The organism is Plantibacter sp. LMC-P-059a, assembly GCF_030209505.1.
Taxonomy (GTDB): domain Bacteria; phylum Actinomycetota; class Actinomycetes; order Actinomycetales; family Microbacteriaceae; genus Plantibacter.
This window is the reverse complement of record NZ_JARVRZ010000001.1, coordinates 622,495-648,829: the sequence shown is the minus strand read 5'-3', so window position 1 is coordinate 648,829 and position 26,335 is coordinate 622,495. Positions and strand designations below refer to the sequence as shown.

At 70.8% G+C, this 26,335-nt stretch carries 22 protein-coding genes; 15 read left to right on the top strand and 7 right to left on the bottom strand.

Annotated elements, in window-relative coordinates; genetic code table 11:
• Positions 1-55: 55 nt before the first annotated feature.
• The 3 genes from QRN27_RS03045 to QRN27_RS03035 form a co-directional block, all read right to left on the bottom strand.
• Entirely contained in the window at positions 56-283 is a 228-nt protein-coding gene (locus QRN27_RS03045; protein ID WP_285040676.1) for a hypothetical protein, read from the bottom strand.
• A gap of 118 nt (positions 284-401) precedes the next feature.
• Complete coding sequence (locus QRN27_RS03040; RefSeq protein ID WP_285040675.1) at positions 402-782, bottom strand: DoxX family protein; 381 nt, start codon at positions 780-782, stop codon at positions 402-404.
• A 109-nt stretch (positions 783-891) separates the two neighbouring features.
• Positions 892-1,521: a flavin reductase family protein gene (locus tag QRN27_RS03035; protein WP_502929466.1), complete on the bottom strand. Its 630-nt coding sequence runs from the start codon at positions 1,519-1,521 to the stop codon at positions 892-894.
• Positions 1,522-1,731: 210 nt separating this feature from the next.
• Here QRN27_RS03035 and QRN27_RS03030 point away from each other — a divergent pair, with 210 nt between their 5' ends.
• Entirely contained in the window at positions 1,732-2,583 is an 852-nt protein-coding gene (locus tag QRN27_RS03030) for a sulfurtransferase (RefSeq protein WP_285040674.1), read from the top strand.
• Positions 2,584-2,601: 18 nt separating this feature from the next.
• On the opposite strand, the gene hrpA is transcribed toward QRN27_RS03030, so the two are convergent.
• Complete coding sequence (gene hrpA, locus QRN27_RS03025) at positions 2,602-6,477, bottom strand: ATP-dependent RNA helicase HrpA (protein ID WP_285040673.1); 3,876 nt, start codon at positions 6,475-6,477, stop codon at positions 2,602-2,604.
• A 186-nt stretch (positions 6,478-6,663) separates the two neighbouring features.
• On the opposite strand from hrpA, the gene QRN27_RS03020 reads away from it, so the two are divergent.
• From QRN27_RS03020 to QRN27_RS02965, 12 genes are all read left to right on the top strand, one after another.
• Positions 6,664-7,935, top strand: coding sequence for an HNH endonuclease signature motif containing protein (locus QRN27_RS03020; RefSeq protein WP_285040672.1), 1,272 nt, complete (start codon positions 6,664-6,666; stop codon positions 7,933-7,935).
• A 213-nt stretch (positions 7,936-8,148) separates the two neighbouring features.
• Positions 8,149-8,799, top strand: coding sequence for a hypothetical protein (locus tag QRN27_RS03015; RefSeq protein WP_285040671.1), 651 nt, complete (start codon positions 8,149-8,151; stop codon positions 8,797-8,799).
• Positions 8,800-8,802: 3 nt separating this feature from the next.
• Positions 8,803-9,114, top strand: a complete 312-nt coding sequence (locus QRN27_RS03010) for a transcriptional regulator (protein ID WP_285040670.1) — start codon at positions 8,803-8,805, stop codon at positions 9,112-9,114.
• Positions 9,111-10,022: an ABC transporter ATP-binding protein gene (locus tag QRN27_RS03005; RefSeq protein WP_285040669.1), complete on the top strand. Its 912-nt coding sequence runs from the start codon at positions 9,111-9,113 to the stop codon at positions 10,020-10,022. The genes QRN27_RS03010 and QRN27_RS03005 overlap by 4 nt, the downstream gene beginning before the upstream one ends.
• A complete protein-coding gene (locus QRN27_RS03000) occupies positions 10,022-10,777 on the top strand; it encodes an ABC transporter permease (RefSeq protein ID WP_285040668.1) in 756 nt (251 codons plus the stop codon). The genes QRN27_RS03005 and QRN27_RS03000 overlap by 1 nt, the downstream gene beginning before the upstream one ends.
• A 198-nt stretch (positions 10,778-10,975) precedes the next feature.
• Positions 10,976-12,457, top strand: a complete 1,482-nt coding sequence (locus QRN27_RS02995; protein ID WP_285040667.1) for an aromatic amino acid lyase — start codon at positions 10,976-10,978, stop codon at positions 12,455-12,457.
• Between the two features lie 203 nt (positions 12,458-12,660).
• Positions 12,661-13,530 (top strand): ABC transporter ATP-binding protein, encoded by an 870-nt coding sequence (locus QRN27_RS02990; RefSeq protein ID WP_285040666.1) that lies wholly within the window; start codon positions 12,661-12,663, stop codon positions 13,528-13,530.
• On the top strand, positions 13,527-14,237 hold the full coding sequence (locus tag QRN27_RS02985; protein ID WP_285040665.1) for an ABC transporter permease: 711 nt from the start codon (positions 13,527-13,529) through the stop codon (positions 14,235-14,237). The genes QRN27_RS02990 and QRN27_RS02985 overlap by 4 nt, the downstream gene beginning before the upstream one ends.
• Positions 14,234-15,040 (top strand): ABC transporter permease, encoded by an 807-nt coding sequence (locus tag QRN27_RS02980; RefSeq protein WP_285040664.1) that lies wholly within the window; start codon positions 14,234-14,236, stop codon positions 15,038-15,040. The genes QRN27_RS02985 and QRN27_RS02980 overlap by 4 nt, the downstream gene beginning before the upstream one ends.
• A gap of 91 nt (positions 15,041-15,131) precedes the next feature.
• Entirely contained in the window at positions 15,132-16,067 is a 936-nt protein-coding gene (locus tag QRN27_RS02975) for an ABC transporter substrate-binding protein (RefSeq protein WP_056007572.1), read from the top strand.
• 130 nt (positions 16,068-16,197) lie between these two features.
• A complete protein-coding gene (locus QRN27_RS02970) occupies positions 16,198-16,977 on the top strand; it encodes a DUF1684 domain-containing protein (RefSeq protein ID WP_285040663.1) in 780 nt (259 codons plus the stop codon).
• 21 nt (positions 16,978-16,998) lie between these two features.
• The gene (locus QRN27_RS02965; protein ID WP_285040662.1) at positions 16,999-18,927 is read left to right on the top strand and encodes a thioredoxin domain-containing protein; all 1,929 of its coding nucleotides are present in this window, start codon (positions 16,999-17,001) and stop codon (positions 18,925-18,927) included.
• Positions 18,928-18,987: 60 nt separating this feature from the next.
• Here the strand turns inward: QRN27_RS02965 and QRN27_RS02960 are convergent, their stop codons facing one another.
• Positions 18,988-20,361 carry an L-serine ammonia-lyase gene (locus tag QRN27_RS02960; RefSeq protein ID WP_285040661.1) on the bottom strand — a complete coding sequence of 458 codons (1,374 nt, stop codon included), beginning with the start codon at positions 20,359-20,361 and terminating at the stop codon, positions 18,988-18,990.
• Between the two features lie 187 nt (positions 20,362-20,548).
• Between QRN27_RS02960 and QRN27_RS02955 the strand changes: the two genes are divergently transcribed.
• Entirely contained in the window at positions 20,549-21,562 is a 1,014-nt protein-coding gene (locus QRN27_RS02955) for an ATP-binding cassette domain-containing protein (protein ID WP_285040660.1), read from the top strand.
• A complete protein-coding gene (locus QRN27_RS02950; RefSeq protein ID WP_285040659.1) occupies positions 21,559-22,374 on the top strand; it encodes an ABC transporter permease in 816 nt (271 codons plus the stop codon). Before QRN27_RS02955 ends, QRN27_RS02950 begins: the two co-directional genes overlap by 4 nt.
• 19 nt (positions 22,375-22,393) lie before the next feature.
• Here QRN27_RS02950 and QRN27_RS02945 read toward each other — a convergent pair whose 3' ends face one another.
• Together QRN27_RS02945 and QRN27_RS02940 are read right to left on the bottom strand one after the other, a co-directional pair.
• Positions 22,394-25,672, bottom strand: coding sequence for an ATP-binding protein (locus tag QRN27_RS02945; protein WP_285040658.1), 3,279 nt, complete (start codon positions 25,670-25,672; stop codon positions 22,394-22,396).
• Between the two features lie 56 nt (positions 25,673-25,728).
• Complete coding sequence (locus QRN27_RS02940) at positions 25,729-26,247, bottom strand: CoA-binding protein (protein WP_056011393.1); 519 nt, start codon at positions 26,245-26,247, stop codon at positions 25,729-25,731.
• Positions 26,248-26,335 lie beyond the last annotated feature (88 nt).

The window sequence follows — 26,335 nt, the reverse complement described above, 5'->3', positions numbered from 1 at the left end:
TGGAATCCACGATTCCATCCGGCCCTCGGTCGTTTCAGGGGTCGATCGCTCGGCGTCAGCCGCCGAGGGTGCCGCCCATGCCGCCTGCCGCGGCGAGGAAGAAGTAGAAGAACGCCGTCACGCCCTGGACGACCGGGAAGAAGAGGACGGCGATGGCCGTCACGACGATCGTGATGATGACGGCGAGCGACACCAGGCTGACGACGCCGTTCCGTCCGGCGCTCGGAGCGTCGACGGGTTCGGCGACGAGCAGCTCGTCCATGGTCGCTTCGGTCGTGAGCATCGTTCTCCCTGGGTGTGCGGTGTTGTCGACCATACCCGCCGTGCCGGGAGGAATCGTCGACTCGCCGGGGGATCGGGACATCCGGTCCCCGGCGGCGTCGGACGGGCCGTTCACGAGCTCAGCGGCGGGTGGACCAGAGCGCCCAGGCGATGAGCACCGGCTGGAAGAAGAGGCGGGTGAACCGGCGGCTGTCGGTGTCGAGGCCGAACGCGTCGCGGCGGTTGATCCACTGCGACAGGTTGCCGGGGAAGATCGCGGTGAAGAACGCCGCGGCCACGTTGCCCACCAGCGTCCGCTTGACGCCTGAGGCCAGGGCTGCACCCAGGGCGATCTCGACGACGCCTGATGCCAGCACCGTGGTGTCCTCGTCGATCGGCACCCATTCAGGCACCTGCGCCTGGAAGTCCTTGCGGGCGAAGGTCAGGTGGCTGATACCGGCGAAGACGAGGGCGCCTCCGAGCAGCAGACGGGCGGCGGTACGGGCTTTCGATCCAGCCATGCGGGGTCCTCTCGACGATGGTGATGTCACCACGCTATCCGCAGATCACGGGGACGACGCCGGTTCGGCCTGCACAGATGCTCAGCCGCCGAACCTCAGCCTCGCAACCTCAGCCGTCGATCTGCGAGTTCGCGTCGAGGCGGTGCCACGTGCGGTTGTGGTACACCAGTGGCGCTCCGTCGAAGCTCGGGCTGAAGGCCGGGGTCGCCGAGGCTGGAGCCGCGGCGGCCGACTCGGTCCGGACCGGGTCCGCCGGCGCCTCTGTCAGCGCCTGCGACACGCTCGACTCGAGCGCGTGCACCGCGATGACCGTCGACGTCCCCGCCTCCATGCGGTTCACGATGCGCCCACGGATCCACACGCCGTTGCCCGTGAAGTACGGCTCACCCGTCGGCAGGCGGTCCCAGATGGAGGTGTCGGCGAACCGGTCGATCCCGCTCGTCGCGCACAGCTTCGCGATGTGGAGCTGCTCGGAGCCCAGGAGGTGGACGACGACCGTGTCGGAGGCGGTGATGGTCGGTGCGCTCGACGACAGCGACGAGACCGAGAACACGAGGAGGGGTGGCTCCGCGCTCACCGAGAAGACCGAGGTGGCCGTGAGCCCCACGGGTCCGGAACCGTCGTCCGCCGTGATGACGGAGACCCCGGCCGGGTGCTGCCTGAAGGCGGCCTTGAAGTCGTCGGGGGAGAGGGAGGCGAAACCGGGGGTGACCTCACCGCCGTCGACGGGGGACGGCAAGGCGGTCACGGAGGCGGCTGCCGGGTGGACTGAGCTCACGGGGGATCCTTCGAACGGCTGTGGACGACTGGTGCGGCGGCCGATTCGGCAGACGCTGCACAGGCTACGTTTCGCTCATCCGGGTGCCACTGCAACTCTGTTACCCGGTGTGACGGCGGACGGGCGCATCCGCGGCGGCCGCCACCGCCCCGGCTGCGTACGCTGGAGGGTATGCCCATCCTCATCGCGCCGGACGACCTCGCAGCCCTCATCGCCTCGGAGACGCCGGTGCGCGTCCTCGACGTGCGGTGGCGACTCGACGCCCCGGATGGACGGCCCGCCTACCTCGAGGGACACCTCCCCGGCGCGGTCTACGTGGACCTCGACCACGAGCTGGCGGACCACGTGCCCACCGGACAGCAGCCGGTCGATGGCCGTCACCCGCTGCCCGCTCTCGAAGCGCTCCAGGCCGCCGCACGGTCGTGGGGGATCGAGGACGGCGATGTCGTCGTGGTCTACGACGACCTGAAGAGCCTGTCGGCCGCGCGGGCCTGGTGGGTGCTGCGGAACGCCGGTGTCGCCGACGTCCGGATCCTCGACGGGGCGTTGCGGGCATGGACGGACGCCGGACTGCCCGTCGAACGCGGCGAGGTCGTGCCGGAGCCGGGCACGGTCACGCTGACGACGGGTGTCCTTCCGAGCATCGACATCGATGGCGCCGCCATCTGGACGCGCGACGGCGGCGTGCTGCTCGACGCCCGCGCCGGCGAGCGGTACCGCGGGGAGGTCGAACCGGTCGACCCTCGCGCCGGCCACATCCCCGGCGCGATCAACACGCCGACGACCGCCAACGTCGACGAGGATGGACGGTTCCTGTCGCCGGAGGCGCTCCGCGAGCGGTTCCTCGCTGCGGGCGTGACGGAGGGTGCGGCGGTGGCCACGTACTGCGGGAGCGGCGTGACGGCAGCGCACAACGCCGTCGCCCTCACGCTCGCCGGCTTCGAACCGGTCCTCTACCCGGGGTCCTGGAGCGAGTGGGCCAACCACCCCGAGCGCCCGGTGACGACGGGCCCCGAGGCCTGAGCGCGTGCCGCGGGCACGCTAGCCCGCGAGGACCTTCTGCAGGCGCTGCAGCGACACCGACTCGGCCGTGCCCAACTGCTGGGCGAACAGGCTGACCCGCAGCTCCTCGAGCATCCACCGCGCCTTCACGAGGTGCTCAGGCGCCTCGGCGGGCAGCGGGATCGTGCCGCCGGCCGCTTCGAACCGGGCGAGCGCCGTCTGGGCCTCGGTCATCCAGACGCGGTCGCGGTTCGGGTTGTCCGTCAGTCGCTCGGCGCGATAGCGGATGCCGGCGAGATAGCGCGGCAGGTGCTCGAGTCGAGCCGACCCCGTCCGCGACACGAAGCCCGGGAACACCAGACCGTCGAGCTGCCCGCGCATGTCGGTGAGGGCGGCGAGCAGGATCATGCTCGTCGCCGCCTTCATCGCCTTCTCGGTGTCGCGCGCGGCCTGGAGGATGCGGGCGACGATCGCGACGGTCTGGAACATGCGGTCCATCACGGACGCCGAGACCCGGTCGCGGAGCGTCTCGTACTGCAGCTTCGAGAACACCTGGCCATCCGGCACGACCCGGTACAGGACGTCGTCGATACAGGCGGCGAGGCAGTCCTCGAAGAGCGCGGGCGTCGAGCGGTACGGACTCGTCGCGAGCGCGAGCTTCTCGTTCGGCTTGAGGTGCTGCTGCACGTAGGCGGTCGGTGAGGGGATCGCGAGCAGCAGGAGCCGACGGACACCGGACGGCATGGCGCGAGCCTGGTCGGCCTCCGTGCTCATGATCCGGATGGAGACGCTCGTGCCGTCGTCGACGATCGCGGGGTAGCCCCGGATGACGCCGTCCTCCTGCCGGATGTCGATGAAGCGCGGCAGGTCGTCGAAGTCCCACCGGGTGAACCCGGAGCGCTCGATCGCGTTCGGGACGCGCGCGGCGGCGACCTTCGCGACACTCGCGCGCGTGCGCTGCTTCAACCGGTGCTGCAGCTCGACGAGGTCCTTGCCGCGGGCGAGCGCGCGTCCGCGTTCGTCGATGACCCGGAAGGTCACGAGCAGGTGCTCCGGCACACGCTCCATCTCGAAGTCCGATGCCGAGATGTCCATGTACGAGAGTCGCTTGATGGCGTTCGCGAGCCGCGTGGCGAAGGAGTCCTCGGCGGCGGGCCGGTCGGCGGAGACCGCCGGAACGTCTGCGGGGAGTTCGGCGATGAGCTTCGCCGCCCAGTCGGCTGCCGGGACGATGTTGCGGCGCAGCGCCTTCGGGAGGGCCTTGATCATCGCGGTGATGAGCTCGCGCCGGAGTCCGGGGACCTGCCAGTCGAACCCGGCGGGCGAGAGACGGTCGAGGAGGGCGAGGGGCACGATGACCGTGACGCCGTCGTCGTCGCTGCCCGGCTCGAACCGGTAGCTGAGCTTCAGTCGCTGGTCGGCCTGCACCCACTCGGCGGGGAAGCGGTCCTCATCGACGGCGGGGGCGTCCTCGGGGAGGAGGTCCTCCTGTCGCATGGTCAGCAGCTCGGGCTGTTCCGTGCGGGTCTTGCGCCACCACGACTCGAAGCCGCGCGTGGTGGAGACGTCCGCCGGTACCCGGGTGTCGTAGAAGTCGAACACGGCCTCGTCGTCGAACAGGATGTCGCGCCGGCGGGTCCGCTCCTCGAGCTCGCTGAGCTCCTTGCGCAGTCGGCGGTTCGCCCGGTGGAAGTCGAACAGCTTGTCGCGGCCGATGTCGTGCGTCCACTCGCCGTCGACGAGGGCGTGGCGCAGGAAGAGCTCGCGCGCCTGCTCCTGGTCGATGCGCCCGAACTGCACCCGACGCCGAGGCACGATGGGCACGCCGAACAGCGTGACCTTCTCGAAGGCGACGGCGGAACCCTGGCTCTTCTCCCAGTGCGGTTCGCTGTACGAGCGCTTGCAGAGGTCGCCGGCGATCTGCTCGGCCCATGCCGGGTCGATCGAGGCGTTGGTGCGGGCGAAGAGCCGACTCGTCTCGACCAGCTCGGCGCTCATCACCGCGTTCGGCTGCTTCTTCGCGAGCGCGGAGCCCGGGAACAGGACGAAGCGCGTCTGGCGGGCGCCGATGTAGTCGCCCTTCTTGGCGGTCTTCGTCGCCGGCGGCGCCCCACGACCCTTCACGACGGGCGCGACGGTCTGGTCCTTCAACCCGATGTGCGAGAGCAAGCCTGCGAGCAGCGACTTGTGGATGCCGTCGGGATTGACGGACGGTTCGCCGATGGTCAGGCCGAGCGGTTTCGCGAGCTGCCGGAGTTGGCGGTAGACGTCATGCCATTCGCGGACGCGCAGGTAGTTCAGGAACTCGTTCTTGCAGAGCCGGCGGAACGCGCTCGACGAGAGTTGGTCCTGCTGCTCCTCGAGGTAGTTCCAGAGGTTGAGCAGTGCCAGGAAGTCGCTGGTCGGGTCGACGAACCGGCGATGCAGCTCGTCGGCCTTCTGGCGGTGTTCGAGCGGGCGCTCGCGGGGGTCCTGGATGGTGAGGGCGGCGACGATCGCGAGTACCTCGCGGGAGACGCCGTGGCGCTTCGACTCGACGACCATGCGGGCGAACCGCGGGTCGATGGGGAGGCGGCTGAGGTCGCGGCCCACCCGGGTGAGGCGGGGGCCGCCACCGCGGGCCGAGCCGTCGGCGAAGGTCCGGGTCTCGATCGCGCCGAGTTCCGCGAGGAGGTCGACGCCGTCCTTGATGCCGCGGGCGTCCGGTGGCTGCAGGAACGGGAATGCGGCGATGTCGCCCAGGCCGAGGGAGATCATCTGGAGGATGACCGCGGCGAGGTTGGTGCGGAGGATCTCGGGCTCGGTGAACTCCGGTCGCTTCGCGAAGTCCTCCTCGGAGTACAAGCGGATCGCGATGCCGTCGCTCGTGCGGCCCGAGCGCCCGGAGCGCTGGTTCGCCGACGCCTGCGAGATCGCCTCGATCGGGAGTCGCTGCACCTTCGAACGCACGCTGTAGCGCGAGATGCGGGCCGTCCCGGCGTCGATCACGTACTTGATGCCGGGGACGGTGAGGCTCGTCTCGGCGACGTTGGTCGCGAGGATTATGCGACGACGGAGGCCCGGTACGGAGGACGGCTGGAAGACACGGTGCTGGTCGGCCGAGGACAGGCGGCCGTAGAGCGGCAGCACCTCCGTGCCAGGCAGGTTCCGGCCACGGATCGCGTCCGCGGCGTCGCGGATCTCGGTCTCGCCCGACAGGAAGACGAGCACGTCGCCCATTGATTCGCGGGCGAGTTCGTCGAGGGCCGCGTTGATGCCCTCGAGGTAGTCGCGATCCGCCGACTCCGACTCCGGGGCGTCCTCGTCGTCGTCGGAGGGCTCGTCGGCCACGAGCGGGCGGTAGCGGATCTCGACCGGGTAGGTGCGGCCCGAGACCTCGACGATGGGGGCGCCGTCGAAGTGCTGGGAGAAGCTCTCCGGGTCGATCGTGGCCGAGGTGATGATGACCTTGAGGTCGGGGCGCTGGGGGAGCAGCTGCTTGAGGTAGCCGAGCAGGAAGTCGATGTTGAGGCTGCGTTCGTGCGCCTCGTCGATGATGATCGTGTCGTACTTGCGGAGCAGCCGGTCGCGGTGGATCTCGTTGAGGAGGATGCCGTCGGTCATCAGCTTGATCTTCGTCGCTTTCGACGCCTGATCGGTGAAGCGCACCTGGTAGCCGACGATGCCGCCGAGCTCCTGACCGAGTTCCTCGGAGATGCGCTCCGCGATGGTGCGGGCGGCGAGACGACGCGGTTGCGTGTGCCCGATCGACTCTCGACCCAGGTCGAGGCAGATCTTCGGCAGCTGCGTCGTCTTGCCCGAGCCGGTGGCGCCCGCCACGATGACCACCTGGTTCTCGGAGATGGCGCGCGCGATGTCCGCACGGGCGGCGCTCACCGGCAGCTCGGGCGGGTAGGAGATTCGGAGGTCGGACATCAGCCCTCCATCGTATCGGCCTGAGCGGCGGGGCGGCCCGTTCCTGGTGGCCGAGCGGCTCATCGACCCGGTCGAATCCCTCCAACCAGCCCCGGTCACTGAGCTTGTCGAAATGCTCACGCGATACCTCCACAGCAGCCCGAACTCAGCATCTGGAATGTCAGTGGTCCGTGGTGGACTTGCTCCATGACCGAGAGCACCACTTCCGCAGTTCGAGCCGGCGACGAGTACACCGCGCAGCTCGCGAAATTCTCGGACGAGTACGCGGAGATCTGTCGACAGCAGGCCGTGTTGGCCGCTCGGGCGGCGCGACTCTTGGCCCGGTCGGCGGCGTATGCCGACGCCCTCGCCGACTCCGTGGTCCCGGCCGTGTACCCACCGGCCGAACGGCAGGCGCTCTCCCGCCGGTCGACCTGTGCAGCGCTCGCCATGGCAACCCGAACACCCGAGCAGACCGTGCAGCGGGCGACGAACGACGCGGAACGCCTCGTCAACGAGGCGCCCGCAGTGCTCGCTTCGCTCGAGGCCGGGCGCATCTCGGCCCGGCATGCGCAGACCATTATCGACCAACTCAGCGACGTGCCCACCGCCGGGCGGGCGGCGTTCTTAGAGGCGGTGTTGCCGGTCGCGGAGCAGCTGACCAACGCCAACCTCCGGAAGCGCGCCCGTGTCCTGCGGGAGCGCCTCCACCCGGAGTCCATCACGGCGCGTGCAGCGCGCTCCGAGGCCGACCGGCGCATCGAGTTCGAGCCCGCCTCCGACGGTATGGCGTGGGTGCACCTCTTCACCACGGCGCCGATCGCGCAGGGCATCGTGGAGCGCCTCGACACCGCAGCGTCGGAAGCGCGACGTGCGGGCGACCAGCGCACCTGCGGGCAGTTGCAGGCCGACGCCCTCGCGGCGCTCGCGCTAGCGGGCGCGACCCCGGACGACGTCGCATCGAATCCCGTGCTCCCGCACCCGATCGAAGTGCAGGAGCACATCAAGCCGACCGTGCAGATCACCGTCCCGGCCCTCAGCCTGGCCGGCGTCTCCGACGCCCCAGCGACGCTCGACGGATACGGGCCGATCGACCCCGAGACCGCGGCCCGCATCGCGGTGAACGCACCCTCCTTCACCCGGATCCTCGTCCAGCCGGAAACCGGAGCCGTGCTCTCCGTCGGCCGCGGCCAGTACCGAGTGCCCGCCGATCTCCAGCGCGCGGTGCGCCTCCGCGACGGCACGTGTCGGGCACCCGGCTGCGGGAGGCGAGCCCGAGCCTGCGACCTGGACCATTCGGTCGCCTGGCAGGACGGCGGCACGACAGATGTCGGGAATCTCGCCTGCCTCTGTCGACACCACCACCGCATGAAGCACCTCCCCGGATGGGGCCTCGAACATCGACCGGGCGGGGTCCTCGACTGGACGACACCCGACGGCAAACACCATCGAACAGAGCCGGACCCTGCGCCGTTCTGACCACTCCCGGTCCCTGAGCATGTCGAAGGGTTCCTCGTGCGCACTTCGACAAGCTCAGTGACCGGCGGAGGAGTTGTCGAAGGGCAACTGGATCGGCGACCGGGGCGGTGCGCCGGAACGGCCCGGTCCCTGAGCCTGCCAAAGGGTGCTCGTGCTGCAAACAGGGTTGCTTCGCAGAGTGGTTTGCGTTACAAAGTAGATATGACTTCACCGATGGAACCCACCGATGGCACGGATGCACTCGACCCGGCCGCCATGCTCGCGCTGCAGGAGCGCCAGGCGAGTCGTGTCGACGACATCTTCACGAGGCCCACCATCGCGATCGTGTACGTCTGGGGCGTCGCATGGACGATCGGGTTCCTCGCGCTCTGGTCCGCGAGCGACGAAAACCCCTGGTTCACCACGCCAGCGGCGGTCGCGGGATGGCTCTTCGGGATCCTGATGGTGGGCGGCATCGTCTCGTCGTCGATCATCGGATCCCGGGTGTCGCGCGGGATCCAGGGTGCCCAGCAGGTGCAGGGCACCATGTACGGCATCGCCTGGGCGATCGGGTGCACGGCCGCGGCCGTGTTCGGCGGCGCCCTGTTCGCTGCGGGGATGGCCCCCGAACTCGCGGCCATCTTCTACCCGGCCATCTACAGCCTCGTGGTCGGTCTGCTTTACCTCGCAGGCGGAGCGGTCTGGCGCGACCGCCTCATGTACGGCATGGGCATCTGGATCATCGTCGTCGGCATGGCCGCGCCGTTCTTCGGTTCGCCGGGCAACGCGCTCATCATGGCGATCGCCGGTGGAGGCGGGTTCCTCGTGTACGCGACCTTCCTCGAGACGACGCGCCGTCGGCGTGCCCACCGGTCGGCGGTGTGACCGGTGGACGAACTCGACCCCCTCATCCACGCGCAAGCCCGATTGCGCATCATGTCGACGCTCGCGGCGATCGATGCCGACAGCAGCATGTCGTTCCCCCGCCTGCAGGAGATGCTCGACATGACCGCCGGAAACCTGTCCACCCATCTGCGGAAACTCGAGGACGGCGCCTACGTCCTCGTCACCAAGACCCACCGGGGACGCACTCCGGTCACCTACCTGGAACTCACCACCGTCGGGCGCCGAGCGTTCGAGGACTACATGACCGGCCTCCGAGCGATGCTCGGCGGCGCCACGGGAACGGGGACAGCATGACGACCACACCACTGGCCACCCTCGAGGGCGTGACGCGACGCTACGGCGACGTCACCGCGCTGGACGACGTCGACCTCAGGATCGACCCGGGTTCGCTCGTCGGGCTCCTCGGCCCCAACGGCGCCGGCAAGTCCACCGTGCTCTCCCTCCTGCAGGGCACCCGACGTCCGACGAGCGGCACCGTGACCCTCTTCGGTGGCGATCCCGCCCAAGCGGTCAACCGCACCAGGCTCGGATCGACACCACAGGAGACGGCGCTCCCGCCCACGCTCCGGGTGGGAGAGGTCGTCGACTTCGTCGGACGTCACTTCGCCGACCGCGTGCCGACGGCCGTCCTGGCCGAGCAGTTCGGTTTCGGCGAGCTCATCCGACGCCAGACGGGTTCGCTCTCGGGCGGCCAGCAGCGGCGCCTCGCGGTCGCGCTCGCGTTCGTCGGCAAGCCGCGTCTCGTGCTTCTCGACGAGCCGACGACGGGGCTCGACGTCGGCGCGCGTCGCACCCTCTGGGACGCCATCCGTCGGCAACGTGAGCTCGGCGCGACGATCGTCCTCACGAGCCACTACCTCGAGGAGATCGAAGCGCTCGCCGAGCGCGTCGTGGTGCTGGGTGGCGGACGGGTCATCACCGATGCGCCCCTGCGCGAGGTTCTCGGGCTCGTCGGCATCCACCGGGTGCGGCTCCGGAGCGCCGAACCTGGAGCGGTGGAGCAGCTCGCCGGGGTCGTCCAGGCGAGTCGGGACGGGGACACCGTCGAACTCGACGTCCGCGACGCCGACGCCTTCGTGCGTGACCTCGTCCGATCCGAGGTCCCGTTCACCGACCTCGCCGTCCGCGGCGCCACCCTCGAGGAGGCGTTCCTGACCCTCACCGCGCACGCCCGGGCGAACGTCGGACGGAGCGCCGCCTGATGGCCACGACGCTCCAGCTCACCACCCTGCACGCACGGTACTCCCTGCTCGAAACGGTGCGCGTCCCTATCGCCGTCATCGGCTCGCTCGTGTTCCCGGCGCTCTCGCTGCTGTTCTTCGTCGTTCCGCAGGCGCAGGTCGCCGGTGACCCCCGCATCGCGACCCAGGCGGTCATCTCCCTGATCGTCTTCGCGGTGCTCGCGAACGCCCTGTTCGGCTTCGGGCTGACCATCGCCCAGGCGCGGGAGCAGGCGTGGGACCCGTACCTCCGCACGCTCCCGGTGACGGGTGTCGCCCGGGTCCTCTCGCACCTCTGCTCGGTCGGCCTCCTCGGGTTCGCGGCCGTCGTCCCGGTCGTCGTGCTCGGTGCGCTCCTGACCGCCGCCACCGCGACCCCGCTCGGACTGCTCGGCGGCGTCGTGGCGCTCGTGGTGGGTGCCATGCCGTTCATGCTCCTGGGCACCGCGATCGGGTACGCCCTCCCCAGCAAGGCCGCGATCGCCGTGGTGCAGGTGGCCATGTTCTCGCTGGCCTTCGCCGGCGGACTGTTCATCCCGCCGTTCCTCTTCGCCCCCTGGCTCGACCGGTTGTCGATGTTCCTTCCGAGCCGTCAGACCCGAGAGCTCGTCGTCTGGGCGGTCCAGGGCGGCGAGTTGCCGTGGTGGTCGTGGGTCGGGGTCCTCGCGTGGACGCTCGTCCTCACCGTCGTGGTCCTCGCCCGCTACCGCCGCGACGAGGGCCGCCGCTACCGCTGAGGTCCGCCGGCACCCCGTCGCTCCGCCCGTCCCCGCATCCCGTCATACGTCGACACACGCCGTGCGCCGGCCGCCGGGCGCTCGTACGCTGACGTCCATCCCGGCCGGTCCACGGCCCCTCGACGAGCGGATGGAGCGCCCCGTGTCCAGCAGTGCAGACCAGACGAACGCCACCGACCGCTCGATGGGCGTGCGCTGATGGGAGCGCCCGTGGTGTTCGGGACCGGTCCGATCTCGGTCGACGACCTCGTGGCCGTGTCCCGCGACGACGCGATCGTGGTCCTCGACACGGCGGCGCTCGACCGCATCGGTGCGGGCCGGGCCATCGTCGACCGGCAGACGACGGCGGTCGGAGTCGATGCGCCGGGTCCACGGTCCCTGGGCCCGGTCCGGGGACGAGCGGCTCCGCGCACGGCGACGCTCGACCCGTCGGCGGTGGAGGAGCGCGTCGTCCACGATCGGCGTGGTGGCATCGGTCTCCCGCTCTCGGTGGACCGCGCTCGAGCGGTGATCGCCGCCCGGCTCGCCGGATGGACCCGTGGCGCATCCGGGATCCGCCTCGAGACCGCCGTGTTCGTGGCCGAGCTCCTCAACCGGGGAGTGACCCCGGTGATCCCCTCCGTCGGGTCCCTCGGCGACGGCGACCAGACCCACCTGGCGTCCGTCGCGACGCTCGTGCTCGGACAGGGGGAGGCGGTCCTCGCGGGCGAGCGGCTCCCGACCCGGGTCGCCCTGTCGCGGGTCGGGCTCGCACCGCTCGACCTCGCTGCGCACGAGGGGCTGGCGTTCGTCCACCACAACGCCTACTCCCTCGGCGTCGGCGCGCTCGCACTCCACCGGCTCGGCGCGCTCAGTCGGCTGGCGGACACCACGAGCGCTCTCTCGTCACGGGCCGGTGCGGGGTCCGGGCCGCGCGGGCGAGGACCGGCGTTCGACGCGACGGTCCTCGCCGGCAGCCCGTCGGCGGGCACCCGGGCGAGCGCGGAACGGATCACCGAGCTGTTGGCGACGCCGGTCCGCCCGGAGGGTGCGCGCGATGAGCGGGACCCGGACGGATTGCGGCTCCGCGCGACCCCGCAGATCAACGGTGCCCTCGCCGACGAGGTCACCGCGGCCGTCCTGCTCGTCGAATCGACGCTCGGCACAGCCTCGGAGGATCCACTCGTCGATCAGGCGTCGGGTGTCCTGCGGACCGGCGGACTGCTGCATGGAGCGGCGCTCGCCCGCGCTTTCGACGGGCTCCGCGCGGCGATCGCGCACACCGCCGCTGCCGCCGAGCGACGGCTCGGACGTGTCGACGGAGGCGGGGCCGACCGCCGGGGGACCGGATCCGCGTTCGTCCCCGTCCTGCTCGGTCAGTCGGCCGCGGACCTCGTCGCCGAGCTCCGCGTGCTCGCAACCCCGGTCGCCGCCGGCCCGTCCGACGAGGCCGCGGACGACCCGGCCTCCTTCGCCGGGACCTCCCTGCGACTCCTGGAACGCTCGACCGCCCTCCTCGCGGACGTGCTGGCGCTCGAGGCGGTCGTCGCAGCTGACGCGCTCGGTCCGGCGGAGCACGACGAATGGTCGGTCGGGTTCTCGGTCGCCCATGCCGGCCTCCGGTCGGCGATCGAGCAGGAGCTGCTCGGTCAGCAGCTCGTCACGGCAGCGCTCACCGCCCTGGGCGTCGACCGATCCTGAGGGACGGCGGCCGGCCGGTACCCCCGCGCCGCCGCATGCCATGTATTTCGACATGTGTCGAGGGGGTGAGCGATGTCAGTGGCCTCCGGTAGGTTCGGATGCACCGACGGCGAGACGTCCAGCGAGCCACCGACCTCGGCGGCGCAGCCTCGTCGGACGAGAGCTGCCACGCCCGTCGTGCAGAGAAGAGGCATCGGTCCAGCATGATCTCCTTCGAACACGTCAGCAAGCGCTTCGACGACGGCACGCTCGCGGTCGACGACTTCTCCCTCACGATCCCGTCGCGGTCCACCACGGTCTTCGTCGGCTCCTCCGGCTGCGGCAAGACCACCCTGTTGCGGATGATCAACCGCATGGTCGATCCGAGCGAGGGCCGCATCGTCATCGACGACGAGGTCGTCTCGGCCGTCGACCCCGTCCGCCTGCGGCGCCGCATCGGGTACGTCATGCAGAACTCCGGCCTGCTCCCGCACCGGACGGTCATCGACAACGTGGCCACCGTCCCGCTCCTCACCGGCGTCCCGAAGAAGCAGGCGCGGGCGGACGCCCTCACGCTGCTCGACACCGTCGGCCTCGACCGCTCGCTGGCCGACCGCTACCCGAGCCAGCTGTCCGGCGGGCAGCAGCAGCGCGTCGGGGTCGCCCGAGGCCTGGCGATCGACCCGAACATCCTCCTGATGGACGAGCCGTTCGGCGCCGTCGACCCGCTCGTGCGGGCCGAACTCCAGCGGGAGCTGCTCCGCCTGCAGCGCGACATCGCCAAGACGATCGTGTTCGTGACCCACGACATCGACGAGGCGTTCCTCCTCGGCGATCAGGTCGTCATCCTGCAGAAGGGTGGCCACATCGCCCAGGTGGGCTCACCGGCGGAGATCGTCGCGGAGCCGGCGAATGACTTCGTCGCCCAGTTCATCGGTGCCGACCGCGGCCAGCGCACCCTGCACGTCGAGCGGGTGGGCGGACGGGACGTCGTCGTCGACGAGTCGGGGCGCCCGGCGGGCGTCCTCGGAGACCGTCGCGATCCCGGTGAGCCACAGGCCAGGGAATCGGCCGAGGGCGGCGCATCCAGATGAACTGGGTCATCGCGAACTGGAGCATGATCTGGGAGCTCGTGCTCACCCATGTGCAGTTGAGCCTCCCGCCGATCATCCTCGGGTTCCTCATCTCGCTACCGCTCGGCTGGCTCGCCCACCGGTACCGGTGGTCGCGCGGGGTCCTGCTCACCGTGAGCGGCATCCTCTATGCGATCCCGTCGCTGCCGCTGTTCGTCCTCATGCCCTCCCTGATCGGGACGAAGATCCTCGACCCGGCCAACGTCGTCATCGCGCTCACCATCTACGCGGTGGCACTCCTCGTGCGGACGATCGCCGACGCGCTCGACGCGGTCGACGCCGGCGTACGGCAGTCGGCGCAGGCCGTCGGGTTCTCGACCGGCCAACGGTTCTGGCGGGTCGAGTTCCCGCTCGCCGGTCCGCTCATGCTGGCGGGCATCCGGGTGGTCTCGGCCAGCACCATCAGCCTGTTGAGCGTCGGTGCCCTCATCGGGGTCACGAACCTCGGCTACCTCTTCACCGACGGCTACAACCGCCAGTTCCCGATCGAGATCCTCACCGGTATCGTCGGGACGGTCGTCATCGCGATCGTGTTCGACGTCCTGCTCGTCCTCCTGGGGCGCCTGCTCATGCCCTGGACGCGCATCAGCTCGAAGGGGGCGATCCGTCGACGCCGCGCCGCCACCGAGGCCCGCGAGTTGGCGACCACCGGGGGAGGAGTCGCATGATCAACTTCCTCGCCGCGTTCGCGTGGATATTCGACCCGGAGCACTGGGAGGGTCCTGGTGGCATCCCCGTCAGGGTGCTGCAGCACCTCGGCGTGACCGGCCTCACCGTCCTGATCGCCTGCCTCATCGCGATCCCGCTCGGGCTGCTCATCGGGCACACGGGCAAGGGGCGTGAGCTGGCGGTCGTCATCACCGGGTCGCTCCGCGCGCTCCCGACGCTCGGCCTGCTCTCGCTCCTCGCACTCATCACGCTCGGCTGGGGCTTCTCGAGCACGAGCCTCGTCCCCGCGATCACGGCCCTCGTCGTGCTGGCCGTCCCGCCGGTTCTCGCCGGCGCCTACGGCGGAGTCGAGGCGATCGACCGCCAGACCGTCGACGCCGCTCGTGCCGTCGGCATGAACGAGTGGCAGATCCTCGGCAAGGTGGAGATCCCGCTGGCTCTGCCGCTCATGATCGGTGGCGTCCGCTCGGCCGTGCTCCAGACGATCGCGACCGCGACGGTCGTGGCCTTCCTGACCAACGGCCCCGGGCTCGGTCGCTACATCCTCGACGGCCTGCCGGTGCGCGACTACGCGCAGATGCTCGCCGGGTCGATCATCATCATCGTGCTCGCCCTGCTGCTGGAGGGCGTGTTCTCGCTCATCCAGCGGGCGGTCGTGCCGCGCGGCGTCCAGGCGACCCACGCCCGCGTCGACGAGACCCGCGCGCACGGCGGTGGGGTCGACGACCGGTCGACGTCACCGGACCCCGCGCTCGCCGTGGCGGAGACGAAGATGCAGACCGCAGCCCACCGAACCGAGTAGCACTCCGAACCCTCTCGGGCGCCAGCATCGCCCGAGGCACCATCCCGCACAACGGCACCACCGTTCTCGTCCATCACAGATAGGAAACCTCATGTTCACCATTCGACAGGGTCGACGCCTCGCCGTCGGCATCGCGGCGACCGCCGCAGCGGCACTCGCCCTCAGCGCCTGCTCCGCAGGCGACCCGACCGCCGGCGAGACCGCCGCGTCCGACACCATCACCGTCGGTTCCGCCGGGTTCCCCGAGTCCGAGATCATCGCGCAGATCTACATCCAGGCGCTCGAAGCGAACGACATCAAGACCGCCGAGTCGCTCAACATCGGCGCCCGCGACGTCTACATCGCCGCCCTCGAGGACGGGTCCATCGACCTCGTCCCCGACTACAGCGGCAACCTGCTGCAGTTCTTCGACGACTCGGCTACGGCCAAGTCGAGCGACGAGGTCTACTCGGCGCTCCAGGAGGCGACTCCCAAGGGCTACGAGGTGCTCGACCAGTCGAAGGCCGAGGACAAGGACTCCTACAACGTCACCAAGGAGTTCAGCGAGGCGAACAACGTCACGAGCCTCGCCGACCTCGCGTCCCTCACCGTCCCGCTGGCCATCGGTGGGGCTCCTGAGCTCGCTGAGCGCCCGTACGGACCGAAGGGCCTGACCGAGGTCTACGGTGTCCCGGCCGACAAGCTCACCTTCGTGCCGATCAGCGACGGCGGCGGCGCGCAGACCACCGCGGCCCTGCTCGACGGCACGGTCCAGATGGCCGACATCTACACGACCACCCCGTCGATCGCCGCGAACGACTTCGTCACGCTGGAGGACCCGGAGAACCTGATCCTCCCGCAGAACGTCCTCCCGCTGATCAACTCGGACAAGGCCAGCGACAAGGTCAAGGAGGTGCTCAACGCCGTGTCGGCGGAGCTCACCACCGAAGACCTCATCGAGCTCAACGCCCGCAACCAGGGCGACGAGAAGGCGGCACCGAAGACCCTCGCGGCCGACTGGCTCAAGGACAAGAAGCTCTTCAACTAGTACGGCACCACCTCGATGGCGTCGCCCGGTCCGCCGGGCGGCGCCATCGCGCTGTTCGCGGTGAGCGCATCCGGACCAGACGGGATGTCCAGGGGCTCTGTGGGACGCCCGGAGTTGGTACCGTCGGGGTATGAGTTCCGAGACCCCCGCCGAGTTCATCGCGTCCTGGACCGCCTGGCACACCGCCCGCGAGCGTTCGGTGCGCGCGCCGCATGGGATCGCCGCACTGCGCTTCACGCACTGGCTGACCGAGGAGGCGACGCCTCTGGAGGGCGCTCCGGGCACCTGGCGTGCCGACGACACCGGCATCGTGGGCGAACGGCTCACCGGCACGGGCCTCACGACACCGAGCGGTGCGCAGATCATGACCGACCGCGTCGAGCTCGTCCACGGTGAGGAACTGCACTTCGGCGACGCTCTCCTCCGCGGCATGGAGCGCGACGGCGCATACGCGCTCAGGGTCCTCGATCCCGAGGCTCCGACGCGCACCTCGCTGTCCGGAATCAGTGCCTTCGCGCCGGACGTCTCGTGGATCAGGCCCGCCCGATTCGTGCCGTCGCCGGGGGTGACGGTGGAGACCGAGTCGATCGACGGCCACGTCACGACCGAGACGCCGGTGGGCCGGGTCGAGTTCACCCTCGGCGATGAAGCCGTGTCCCTGACCGTCACGGGTGGCCCGAACGGGCTCTGGGCCGTGTTCTCCGACGGCACGAGCGGCGACGAGACCTACCGGTTCCGGTTCATCAGCATGCCGGCGCCCACCGCCGACGGACACGTCCTCGTGGACTTCAACCGCGCCTACCTGCCGCCGTGCGCGTTCAGCGACCACTACGTGTGCCCGCTGCCCGCCCCGAACAACCGGCTCCGCTCCCGCATCACGGCGGGCGAGCAGCTGCCACTCGGTCTCTAGGTCCGGGGCGACGGACCCGTCATGACGAACCGGCTCGCCGGGGCGATGAGCCCCTACCTCCGCTCCCACGCCGAGCAGCCGGTCGACTGGTACCCCTGGGGGCCCGAGGCCTTCGAGGAGGCCGCCCGTCGTGACGTCCCCCTGCTCGTGTCGATCGGCTACTCGACCTGTCACTGGTGCCACGTCATGGCGAGGGAGTCGTTCGCGGACGAGCGCATCGCGGAGCTGCTCCGCCGCGACTTCGTGGCCGTCAAGGTCGATCGGGAGGAGCATCCCGACGTCGACGCGAGCTACCTCGCTGCGGCGGGGGCATTCACCCGGGAGCTCGGCTGGCCGTTGAACGTCTTCGTGACCCCTCGCGGGCACGTGTTCCACGCTGGCACCTATTCGCCGCCGGTGCCGCTCCGGGGTCACCCGTCGTTCCCGCAGGTGCTCGAGGCGGTCCGGGTGGCGTGGACGGAACGCCGAGAGGACGTCGTCGCCAGCGCTGACGGCCTCGCGCGCGCGATCGCCGAGGCGATGACCGCCCCCGAGGACGCGTCCGTGCCGGCATCTGCCGACCTCGATGCCGCGGTCGAGATCATCGAGGGCCTCGAGGACCCCGAGTCGGGAGGATTCGGCACCGCGCCGAAGTTCCCGATGGCGCCGGTGTTCGACTTCCTGCTCACACCGCGCGAGGGGGAGGCTGCTCGCCGTGGTGTCGACCTCGCGCAGCGCACGCTCCGGACGATGGGGGCGTCGGCGCTCCGCGACCCCGTCGAAGGCGGGTTCTTCCGGTACGCGGTCAACCGCGACTGGACCGAGCCGCACTACGAACGCATGCTGACGGACAACGCCCTCCTGCTCACCGCCTACGCGCGGGCCTGGGCGGAGCGTCCGAGCCCGTGGGCCGCCACCGTCGCGACCGGGATCGCCGGCTTCCTCATCGACACCCTCCAGCAGCCGAGCGGCGGCTTCGGGTCCGCCCAGGACTCGGAGAGCGTCGTCGACGGCGTCCGGTCGGAGGGCGGCTACTACCGTCGCGACGTGCACGGCCGAGGGACGCTCGCTCCGCCCGCGGTCGACCGCAAGGTGCTGTCGGGGTGGAACGGACTCGCCATCGGGGCGTTGGCCGAGGCGTCGACGGTCCTCGATCGCCCCGAGTGGCTCGAGGCCGCCCGGTGGGCGGCCGACGCGGTCGTCGAGAACCATCTGCTGCCCGACGGCACCCTCGCCCGCGCCTCGCTCGACGAGCAGCGTTCGGGAGCGGCGGCGGCCCTCGAGGACTACGGGATGCTCGCCGCAGGATTGGTGCGTCTCGGCCTCGCAACCGGTCAGGTGCGCTACGCGGAGCTCGCCAGGGACCTCGTCGAACGATGCCTCCCCGAGGGTTCCGGGGCCGAGGCGTCAGGGGCCGGTGCGCCGACCGCTGTGGCCGGGTTCGTCCTGCCGGGCGGTGGAGACCCGGTGCTGGCCGCTCACGGCACCCGCGTGGACGGCGACCCGTCGGAGGGCGCCTACCCGTCGGGGATCTCCGCGCTCGGCCAGGCGTCGCTTCTGCTGTACCAGCTCTCAGCGGACGGGCGCTTCCGTGCGGCCGCCGAGGGCGCCGTGCGGTTCGCCGCGTCGGCGGCGCTGCGCGTACCGACCGCGTTCGGCGCGAGCCTCGGACTGGCCGCATCGCTCGCGGAACCGGCCTCGCAACTCGTCGTCGTCGCACCGGATCACGTCCGCGCCGACGAGAGCGAGGACCGGGTCACGGCCGCTCGGGCGATGCGCGACGCCGTCAGGACGCGACGCGACGCGGTGGTGACGGTGGTCACAGACCAGGAGGCCGCCGCCTGGGCTGCTGCGGGCTTCGGCCTCTTCGCCGAGCGGACGAGCCGGGACGGCCTGCCGACCGCCTACCTCTGTCACGACTTCGTGTGCCGCCTACCCGTGACCGACGTGGCAGCACTCGACCCACGGTGATCGGGTCGCCCGCCGGACGACGCTGAGGCGCGCAGACTCGGCCGAGCCGGGCGGCGCGGCTCAGCACTCGATGACGTTGACCGCGAGGCCGCCTTCGCTGGTCTCCTTGTACTTCGTCGACATGTCGACACCGGTCTGGCGCATCGTCTCGATCACGGTGTCGAGGGAGACGAGGTGCGTCCCATCGCCGTGCAGCGACAGCCTGGCCGCACTGACCGCCGTCGACGAGGCGATCGCGTTCCGCTCGATGCACGGCACCTGGACGAGTCCGCCGACCGGGTCGCAGGTGAGACCGAGGTGGTGCTCCATCGCGATCTCCGCGGCGTTCTCGACCTGGCGTGGGGTGCCGCCGAGCACGGCGCACAGGGCGCCGGCCGCCATCGCGCACGCGGATCCGACCTCCGCCTGGCACCCGCCCTCCGCACCGGAGATGGAGGCGTTCGCTTTGAACAGCGACCCGATCGCGGTCGCCGTGAGTAGGTACCGGCGGATGCCGTCGAGCGACGCCCCGGGGACGAACCGCAGGTAGTAGCTGCCGACCGCCGGGATGATGCCGGCCGCCCCGTTCGTCGGCGCCGTCACCACCCGCCCGCCTGAGGCGTTCTGTTCGTTGACGGCGAGCGCGAAGGCGTGGAGCCACTCCGTCGGCAGCTCTCGGCCGCTCTCCGCCTCGGCCACGTCGAGTCGCTCGCGGACGGCGCGGGCGCGACGCTTGACACCGAGGCCACCGGGCAGCGTGCCCGTGTCCGCGAGTCCGGCCGTGACGCACTCGTGCATGGCCGCCCAGATGGCGTCGAGGCCGGCGTCGACCGCTTCCGGGGTGCGCATGGCCTCCTCGTTCCGCCTGGCGATCGCGTCGATCGGCAGTCCGCTCTGATCGCAGATGTCGATCAGCGACTCGGCGGTCCGGAACGGCATGGGGACGGGGTGCTGGGGGAGCGCGGACGCCGGGTCGTCGCCGTCGCGCCTGATGAAACCGCCGCCCACCGAGTAGTAGGTCTCCGAGCGGACCGGTACCTCGCTCGAACGGTCCCAGGCGGACAGGGTCAGGGCGTTCGGGTGGCCGGGGAGGCGCGTCCTCGGGACGAAGGAGACGTCGTCCCGGGAGAAGTCGACGGGCCTGACCCCGGCGAGGAGGAGGGTTCCGCCGTCGGGGTGGTCGCTCCAGGCGCGACGGACCTCGGCCGGATCGCATCCCTCGGGAGTGAGGCCGCGGAGTCCGGCGACGACGGCGTCCGGTGTGCCGTGGCCGATACCGGTCGAGCCGAGGGAGCCGAAGAGCGAGCACGTGACGCGGTCGACCCGCCCGAGCAGCCCGTCGCGCTCGAGACCCTCGACGAACGCGAGCGCGGCGCGCATGGGGCCGACGGTGTGCGAACTGGAGGGGCCGATGCCGATGGAGAAGAGGTCGAATGCGGACACGTATGCCGTCACTGGACGACCTCCTTCGGTACGACTGGCTCCCTCCACTCTAGGCGCGATCGACTGCGGCGATCGCTGTCGGCTCTGTCAGCGACGAACAGCGGCCGTCAGCGCCACGTGAGCGATCGGTGAGTGCCGACGAGCACACTCGTGTCCGGGTCGCCCACCGGCGGTCCACCACGAATCGAAAGGCATCCGCATGAGCATCCGCTCCGACTGGGCGATCGAGGCCCACGGCCTCGTGAAGACCTTCGGCGACAACCGAGCGGTCGACGGCGTCGACCTCTCCGTCCGGACCGGCACCGTCTACGGCGTCCTCGGCCCGAACGGCGCCGGGAAGACCACCACCATCAGCATGCTCGCGACCCTCCTGCGTCCCGACGCGGGCAGCGCGACCGTCTTCGGCCACGACATCCAGCGCGAATCGCAGGTGGTCCGCCAGCTCATCGGCGTGACCGCGCAGTTCGCCTCGGTGGACGAGAACCTCTCCGCCACCGAGAACCTCGTCATCTTCTCGCGGCTCCTCGGCCTCGGGCGTGCCGAGGCCAGGCGCAAGAGCGCGGAACTCCTCGAGGAGTTCGGGCTGAGCGAAGCGGCGGCTCGCCCGCTGAAGAAGTTCTCCGGCGGCATGCGGCGTCGGCTCGACCTCGCCGCGAGCCTCATCGCGCAGCCGCCGCTCATCTTCCTCGACGAACCGACCACCGGCCTCGACCCGCGGACGAGGGCGCAGATGTGGGACACCATCCGACGCCTCGTGGCGACCGGGTCGACGGTGCTGCTCACGACCCAGTACCTCGACGAGGCCGATCAGTTGGCCGATCGCATCGCCGTCATCGACCGGGGCCTCGTCGTGGCCGAAGGGACGTCCGACGAACTGAAGGCATCCGTGGGGGAGTCGTCGCTGCAACTGCGATTGGCGGATCCGGCGGACCTCGAGGACGCCCGGCGTGTCATCACCGAGGTGCTCCGGGTGGAGACCGTCGTCTCGCCCGAGGCGACCCGCATCACGGCGCCCATGCGCGACCCCGACGCCGTCACCGACCTCTTCATCACGCTCCGTGAAGCCGGGATCCGGCTCGCGGAGATGAGTGTCCAGAAGCCGACGCTCGACGAGGTCTTCCTCACCCTCACCGGACACGGCGTCGAGACCGGCGACGCCGGCGCCACGTCCGATACCGATTCCTTCGACACCGCAGAGCAGGTCCACGCATGAGCACGATCACCATCACCCCCGGCACGGACCGGTCCCTCCGGAACCACGTCAGCCTGTCGCAGACGGTCCGCAACTCCTTCACCATGGCCTACCGCGGTCTGCTCAAGATCAAGCGCACCCCCGAGCAGCTCATCGACGTGACGGTCCAGCCGATCATCTTCACGCTGATGTTCACCTACATCTTCGGCGGCGCGATCGCCGGCGACGTGGCGAGCTACCTCCCGATCATCATCCCCGGCATCCTCGTGCAGACCGTCATCACGACCTCGGTCGTGACCGGCATCCAGCTGCGCGAGGACATGGACAAGGGCGTGTTCGACCGCTTCAAGTCGATGCCCATCGCGCGGATCGCGCCGTTGGCGGGCGCCCTGCTCGCCGACACCGTCCGGTACACGATCGCGATCACGCTCACCTTCGCCATGGGGTTCGTCATGGGGTACCGACCGGAGGGCGGCCTCGGCTTCGTGGTGGTCGCCGGTCTGCTCGTCATCGTCTGCGCCTGGGCCATCAGCTGGATCTTCGCGTTCTTCGGCGTCATCGCCCGGAGCGCGAGCAGCGTGCAGGGCATCTCCTTCCTCGTGCTGTTCCCGCTCACGTTCCTCTCGAACGCGTTCGTGAACCCGGACACGATGCCGGCGTTCCTCCAGGGCTTCGTCGCCGTGAACCCGGTGTCGCACCTCGTCACCGCCGTCCGCGACCTCGCGAACACCGGCACCTTCGGCTCGGACGCTTGGCTCGCGCTCCTCGGTGCTGCGGTCATCGTCGCGGTGTTCGCGCCGCTGACGGTGCGGGCGTACATGCGCCGCGCCTGAGATCGGCTCCGACGGACGGTCAGCGCGCCGCCAGGACCCGGCTGCCCAGCAGCTCGAGGGCCCTGGCGGCGCTCTCGTCCGCGGTCAGGTGCGCGACGCGTTCGACGATGGCCGGGTTGCCGTCGGTGCGCGGGTGCGCGGTGTCATCCGGCTCGTGCAGGCGGCGGACGAGCGACGGGATGTCCTGCCGGGACGCGAGTCCGGCGGCGAGGGCGACGAGCTCCGCGCCGATAACCCGGACCTCGCCCTCGTCGGCACGCCGGTACCAGCTGCCGAGGGCGAGGACGGTGGCGCCGAGGACTGGGCGGTCGAACCGTTCCGGCAGCAGACGGCCGAGCGCGACGGTGCGGGTCCGGATGCGGCGGGCCAGACGCCCGTGGACCTCGGTGGAGGTGGTGCCGTCGAGCACAGCCGCAGCCAGGGCGGCGGAGGCGACCAGCGCGAACCACGGCGAGCGGCGGGACTCACCACCGCTGAAGGCCCCGAGCGCGCGACCGTAGAGCTCCGTGCCTCGTCGGCTGTCGCCCTGGGCGCGGGCGATCTCGGCGAGACCCGCCCAGACGATCGACTCGCGTTCGGGGATCGGCGTGAAGCCCGTGCCCGGCGTCTCGTCGGCGAGGAAGCGGTCGAGGACCGCGGTCGCCGACGCGTAGTCGCCGCGACCGATGTCGCCGAGGGCGATGAGCCAGTCCAGCTGGCGGAGGTCGGCCTCGGCGCCGATCGCCTCGAGGCCGGTGGCGGCCAGCCCGGCCCAGTGGAGGGCGGACTCGGGTTCGGCGTTCTGGCTGTGCAACTGCGCCAGCATGTGCGCGCTCATCGCGGCGCCCCAGACGTCGCCGATCGACACGGAGAGTTCGTTCGCTCGGAGCGCGGCCACCTCGGCGGACGCCGGATCGCCCTCGTTCTCGGCCATCTGCGCCGCGAGGAGGTTGCCGACGTTGGCGACCCGAGGGTCGGGCGAGGTCCGGAACGACTGCATGAGGTCCACCGACCGATCGGCGCGTCCGGCGGCGAGCATGAGCCCGACGAGCGCGCGCATCCGCGGGTGCTCCGTCAGGTGCACGCGTTCGACGCGGCGGAGCGCCCCGATCGCGCGGGCCGACGTCCGGACGTCCGTGGCGAGGAACGTCACCGCGATGATCGCGAAGGCGACCGCCGGTGCGTCGCCGGTCACCGAGCCGGCGTCCTGGCGTCGCAGGACGGCGAGGACCGGCTCGCCGAACACGAGCACCTCCTGATGCGCGCTCCGGAAGGTCCAGAACACCGCGAGCGCGGCGAACAGCGGGCCGACGACCTCTGCCCGGTCGTCGGCGAGGGCCTGTCGCAGGATGCTCACGAGGGTGTCCTGTTCGAGGGCGAGGATCGCGAAGGCGTCGAGTTGCTCGGCCCCGTGCATGCGCGGCTGCGTCGCGTCGGCGAGGGCGATCGCCCACCGCCGCATGGCGTCCACGACCTCCGCCTCCTCGCCGGCGTCCTGCATCGCGATCATCCCGAACTCGCGGACCGTCTCGAGCATCCGGAACCGCAGCGATCCGGTCGCCGGGTCGTCCCGGACGGTGAGGAGCGATTGTCCGACGAGCGCGTCGAGGGCGTCGGCGACGTCGTCGACCTCAGGAGCGACGGCGCCGGCCGCGTCGATGCCGAAGCCGTCGGGGAATCGAGCTGTGCGGCGCAGCACCGTCCGCTCACGCTCGCCGAGGAGGTTCCAGCTCCACTCGATGACCGCCTGCAGGGTCTGGTGGCGCTCGGGCGCGCTTCGGGAACCGGTGGTCAGCAGCGCGAAGCGGTTCCCGAGCCGCCGTTCCACCTCTTCCACGGACATGGAGCGGGTCCGTGCCGCCGCCAGCTCGATCGCCAGGGGGAGCCCGTCCAGAGCGGCACACAGTCGCGCTGCCGTCTCGAGCGGGATGTGGACACCTGGGCGCGCGGCGCGAGCTCGCTCGACGAACAGGCGCACCGCCGGGCCGGCCTGATCCGGGTCGTCGCCGTCGGCGTGGCCTGCTCCGAGCGGTTCGAGTTGGTAGACGTGCTCGGCCGTGATCGACAGCGGGCTGCGGCTGGTCGCGAGGACCCGGAGTCCGGTCGTCCAATCGAGGAGGTCGGCGATCCACCGGGCCGCTGCGTCGACGAGGTGTTCGCAGTTGTCCATGACGAGGAGCGTGGGACGTTCGGACAGCCGCGCGACGATGCGCTCGTGCAGGTCCACGGGGAGGGCGGCGAAGGCTTCGCCGAGGCGCCGGGAGCCGGTGACGTCCCGGATGCCGAGGGCGGTGGCCACCGCGAGTGGCAGATCCTCCGCATCCCGGATGCTCGCGAGCTCCACGAAGACGACACCCGGTGTGGACACCGACGCGCGGCGGGCGACCTCCTGGGCCAGGCGGGTCTTTCCGAGGCCACCCGGGCCGAGGATCGTCGTCATCCGCACCTCGGCGACCAGCTCCCGGATCGCCTCGAGGTCCGTCTCCCGTCCGATGAGGTCGTTCGGCGGCGCGCGGAGCCCCAGGACGAGGCGGTCGGTGCGATGCGCCGACGGCGGCGGTGACGTCGAGGCGTCGCTGTCGGCCTGCGTCGCCGCCTGATCGGCGCCCTCCTGCAGCAGGGAGGTGTGGGCGGCGACGAGGGCGTTCGTCGGATCCGTCCCGAGCTCGTCCCGCAGGTGGCGCCGGTGGTCCGAGAACAGGCGCATCGCGTCGGCGCGTCGGCCGCACTGCGCGTAGGCGTTGAAGAGCATCAGGTGCGTCGCGTCGTCGAGCGGTGCGGCTGCGGCGAGCGACTCCAGGTCGCTGATCACGGAGACACCCTCACCCAGATCGATCCTGCTCTGCGCCCTGACCCGGCGCAGCTCGTCCTGCAGTCGTGCCCCGCGGCCGGAGAGCTCCTCGGCGAGCGGTGGGTCGAGCTCGGCGCCTGGGTCACCGGTCCAGAGCTGCAAGGCTTCCTGCGAGAGCTGCGCGGCAGCGCGCGGGTCGCCGCCCCGCACCGCCGTCGACGCGGCGTCCGCGAGGATGGTGGCGGCCCCGAGGTCGACGTCGTCCGCGCCTACCGCGAGCCGGTAGCCGGCGGCCGACGACTCGATGAGTCCTGGCACGGCGACGGCTCGGACCCGTGACACGAGGGTCTGCAGGGCCGCCTTCGCACCGACCGGCGGGGCGTCGTCCCAGAGTGCATCGATGAGGGCCGTGGCGGACACGGACCGTCCGTCCGCGAGGGCGAGTGCGGCGACGAGGGCTTTGGCGCGACGTCCACCCGGTTCGACCAGTGCACCGGCTCGACCCTCGACGCGGACGGGACCGAGCACGGTCACTCGAGGCGTGGACGCGGGCGCCAGTCGAGCATACCCAGCGGGTGGGATGGCTACCGCAGGGTCTTGCGGGCGGTGATCTGGCCGGTGTCGAAGCCCAGCAGGTGGAGGCCTCCGTGGAAACGGGCGTGTTCCACCTTGATGCAGCGGTCCATCACGACGTTCAGGCCCTTCGACTCGCCGTACTCGGCCGCCTCCTGGTTCCAGATGCCGAGCTGGACCCAGACGGTGGGGGCGCCGACGGCGACGACCTCGTCGATGACCTGCGGGATGTCGCTCGCCTTCCGGAACACGTCGACGATGTCGGGGACCTCGGGGAGCGACGCGAGGTCGGGGTACGCCGGCTGCCCGAGGATCTCGGTCGCGTTCGGGTTGACGAAGTAGATCCGGAAGTCGCTCGACTGCTGCAGGTAGGTGCCCACGAAGTACGAGGAGCGCGCGGGGTTGGGGGAGGCGCCGACGATCGCGACGGACTTCGCTTCACGGAGCAGCTTGAGGCGGGCCTTGGCGTCCGGACCGACCCAGGTGCGCTGGGACCGCAGGAGCTTGGCGAGGGGCGAGCTCGCCGGCAGCGAGCAGGTGAGCCCGTTGGTGAGCCGGACGGTCTCCGTCGCGTCCTGATCGGTCACTGTCTCGTCCTGCCCGGTCACTGCTGCGTCC

Coding starts and splice junctions, on each gene's coding strand:
- QRN27_RS02995 (WP_285040667.1), top strand. CDS start 10,976: ATGGGAGCGCCCGTGGTGTTCGGGACCGGTCCGATCTCGGTCGACGAC.
- hrpA (WP_285040673.1), bottom strand. CDS start 6,477: ATGTCCGACCTCCGAATCTCCTACCCGCCCGAGCTGCCGGTGAGCGCC.
- QRN27_RS03015 (WP_285040671.1), top strand. CDS start 8,149: ATGGAACCCACCGATGGCACGGATGCACTCGACCCGGCCGCCATGCTC.
- QRN27_RS03030 (WP_285040674.1), top strand. CDS start 1,732: ATGCCCATCCTCATCGCGCCGGACGACCTCGCAGCCCTCATCGCCTCG.
- QRN27_RS02985 (WP_285040665.1), top strand. CDS start 13,527: ATGAACTGGGTCATCGCGAACTGGAGCATGATCTGGGAGCTCGTGCTC.
- QRN27_RS02975 (WP_056007572.1), top strand. CDS start 15,132: ATGTTCACCATTCGACAGGGTCGACGCCTCGCCGTCGGCATCGCGGCG.
- QRN27_RS02980 (WP_285040664.1), top strand. CDS start 14,234: ATGATCAACTTCCTCGCCGCGTTCGCGTGGATATTCGACCCGGAGCAC.
- QRN27_RS02950 (WP_285040659.1), top strand. CDS start 21,559: ATGAGCACGATCACCATCACCCCCGGCACGGACCGGTCCCTCCGGAAC.
- QRN27_RS03000 (WP_285040668.1), top strand. CDS start 10,022: ATGGCCACGACGCTCCAGCTCACCACCCTGCACGCACGGTACTCCCTG.
- QRN27_RS02970 (WP_285040663.1), top strand. CDS start 16,198: ATGAGTTCCGAGACCCCCGCCGAGTTCATCGCGTCCTGGACCGCCTGG.
- QRN27_RS02965 (WP_285040662.1), top strand. CDS start 16,999: ATGACGAACCGGCTCGCCGGGGCGATGAGCCCCTACCTCCGCTCCCAC.
- QRN27_RS03005 (WP_285040669.1), top strand. CDS start 9,111: ATGACGACCACACCACTGGCCACCCTCGAGGGCGTGACGCGACGCTAC.
- QRN27_RS03045 (WP_285040676.1), bottom strand. CDS start 283: ATGCTCACGACCGAAGCGACCATGGACGAGCTGCTCGTCGCCGAACCC.
- QRN27_RS03020 (WP_285040672.1), top strand. CDS start 6,664: ATGACCGAGAGCACCACTTCCGCAGTTCGAGCCGGCGACGAGTACACC.
- QRN27_RS03040 (WP_285040675.1), bottom strand. CDS start 782: ATGGCTGGATCGAAAGCCCGTACCGCCGCCCGTCTGCTGCTCGGAGGC.
- QRN27_RS02990 (WP_285040666.1), top strand. CDS start 12,661: ATGATCTCCTTCGAACACGTCAGCAAGCGCTTCGACGACGGCACGCTC.
- QRN27_RS02955 (WP_285040660.1), top strand. CDS start 20,549: ATGAGCATCCGCTCCGACTGGGCGATCGAGGCCCACGGCCTCGTGAAG.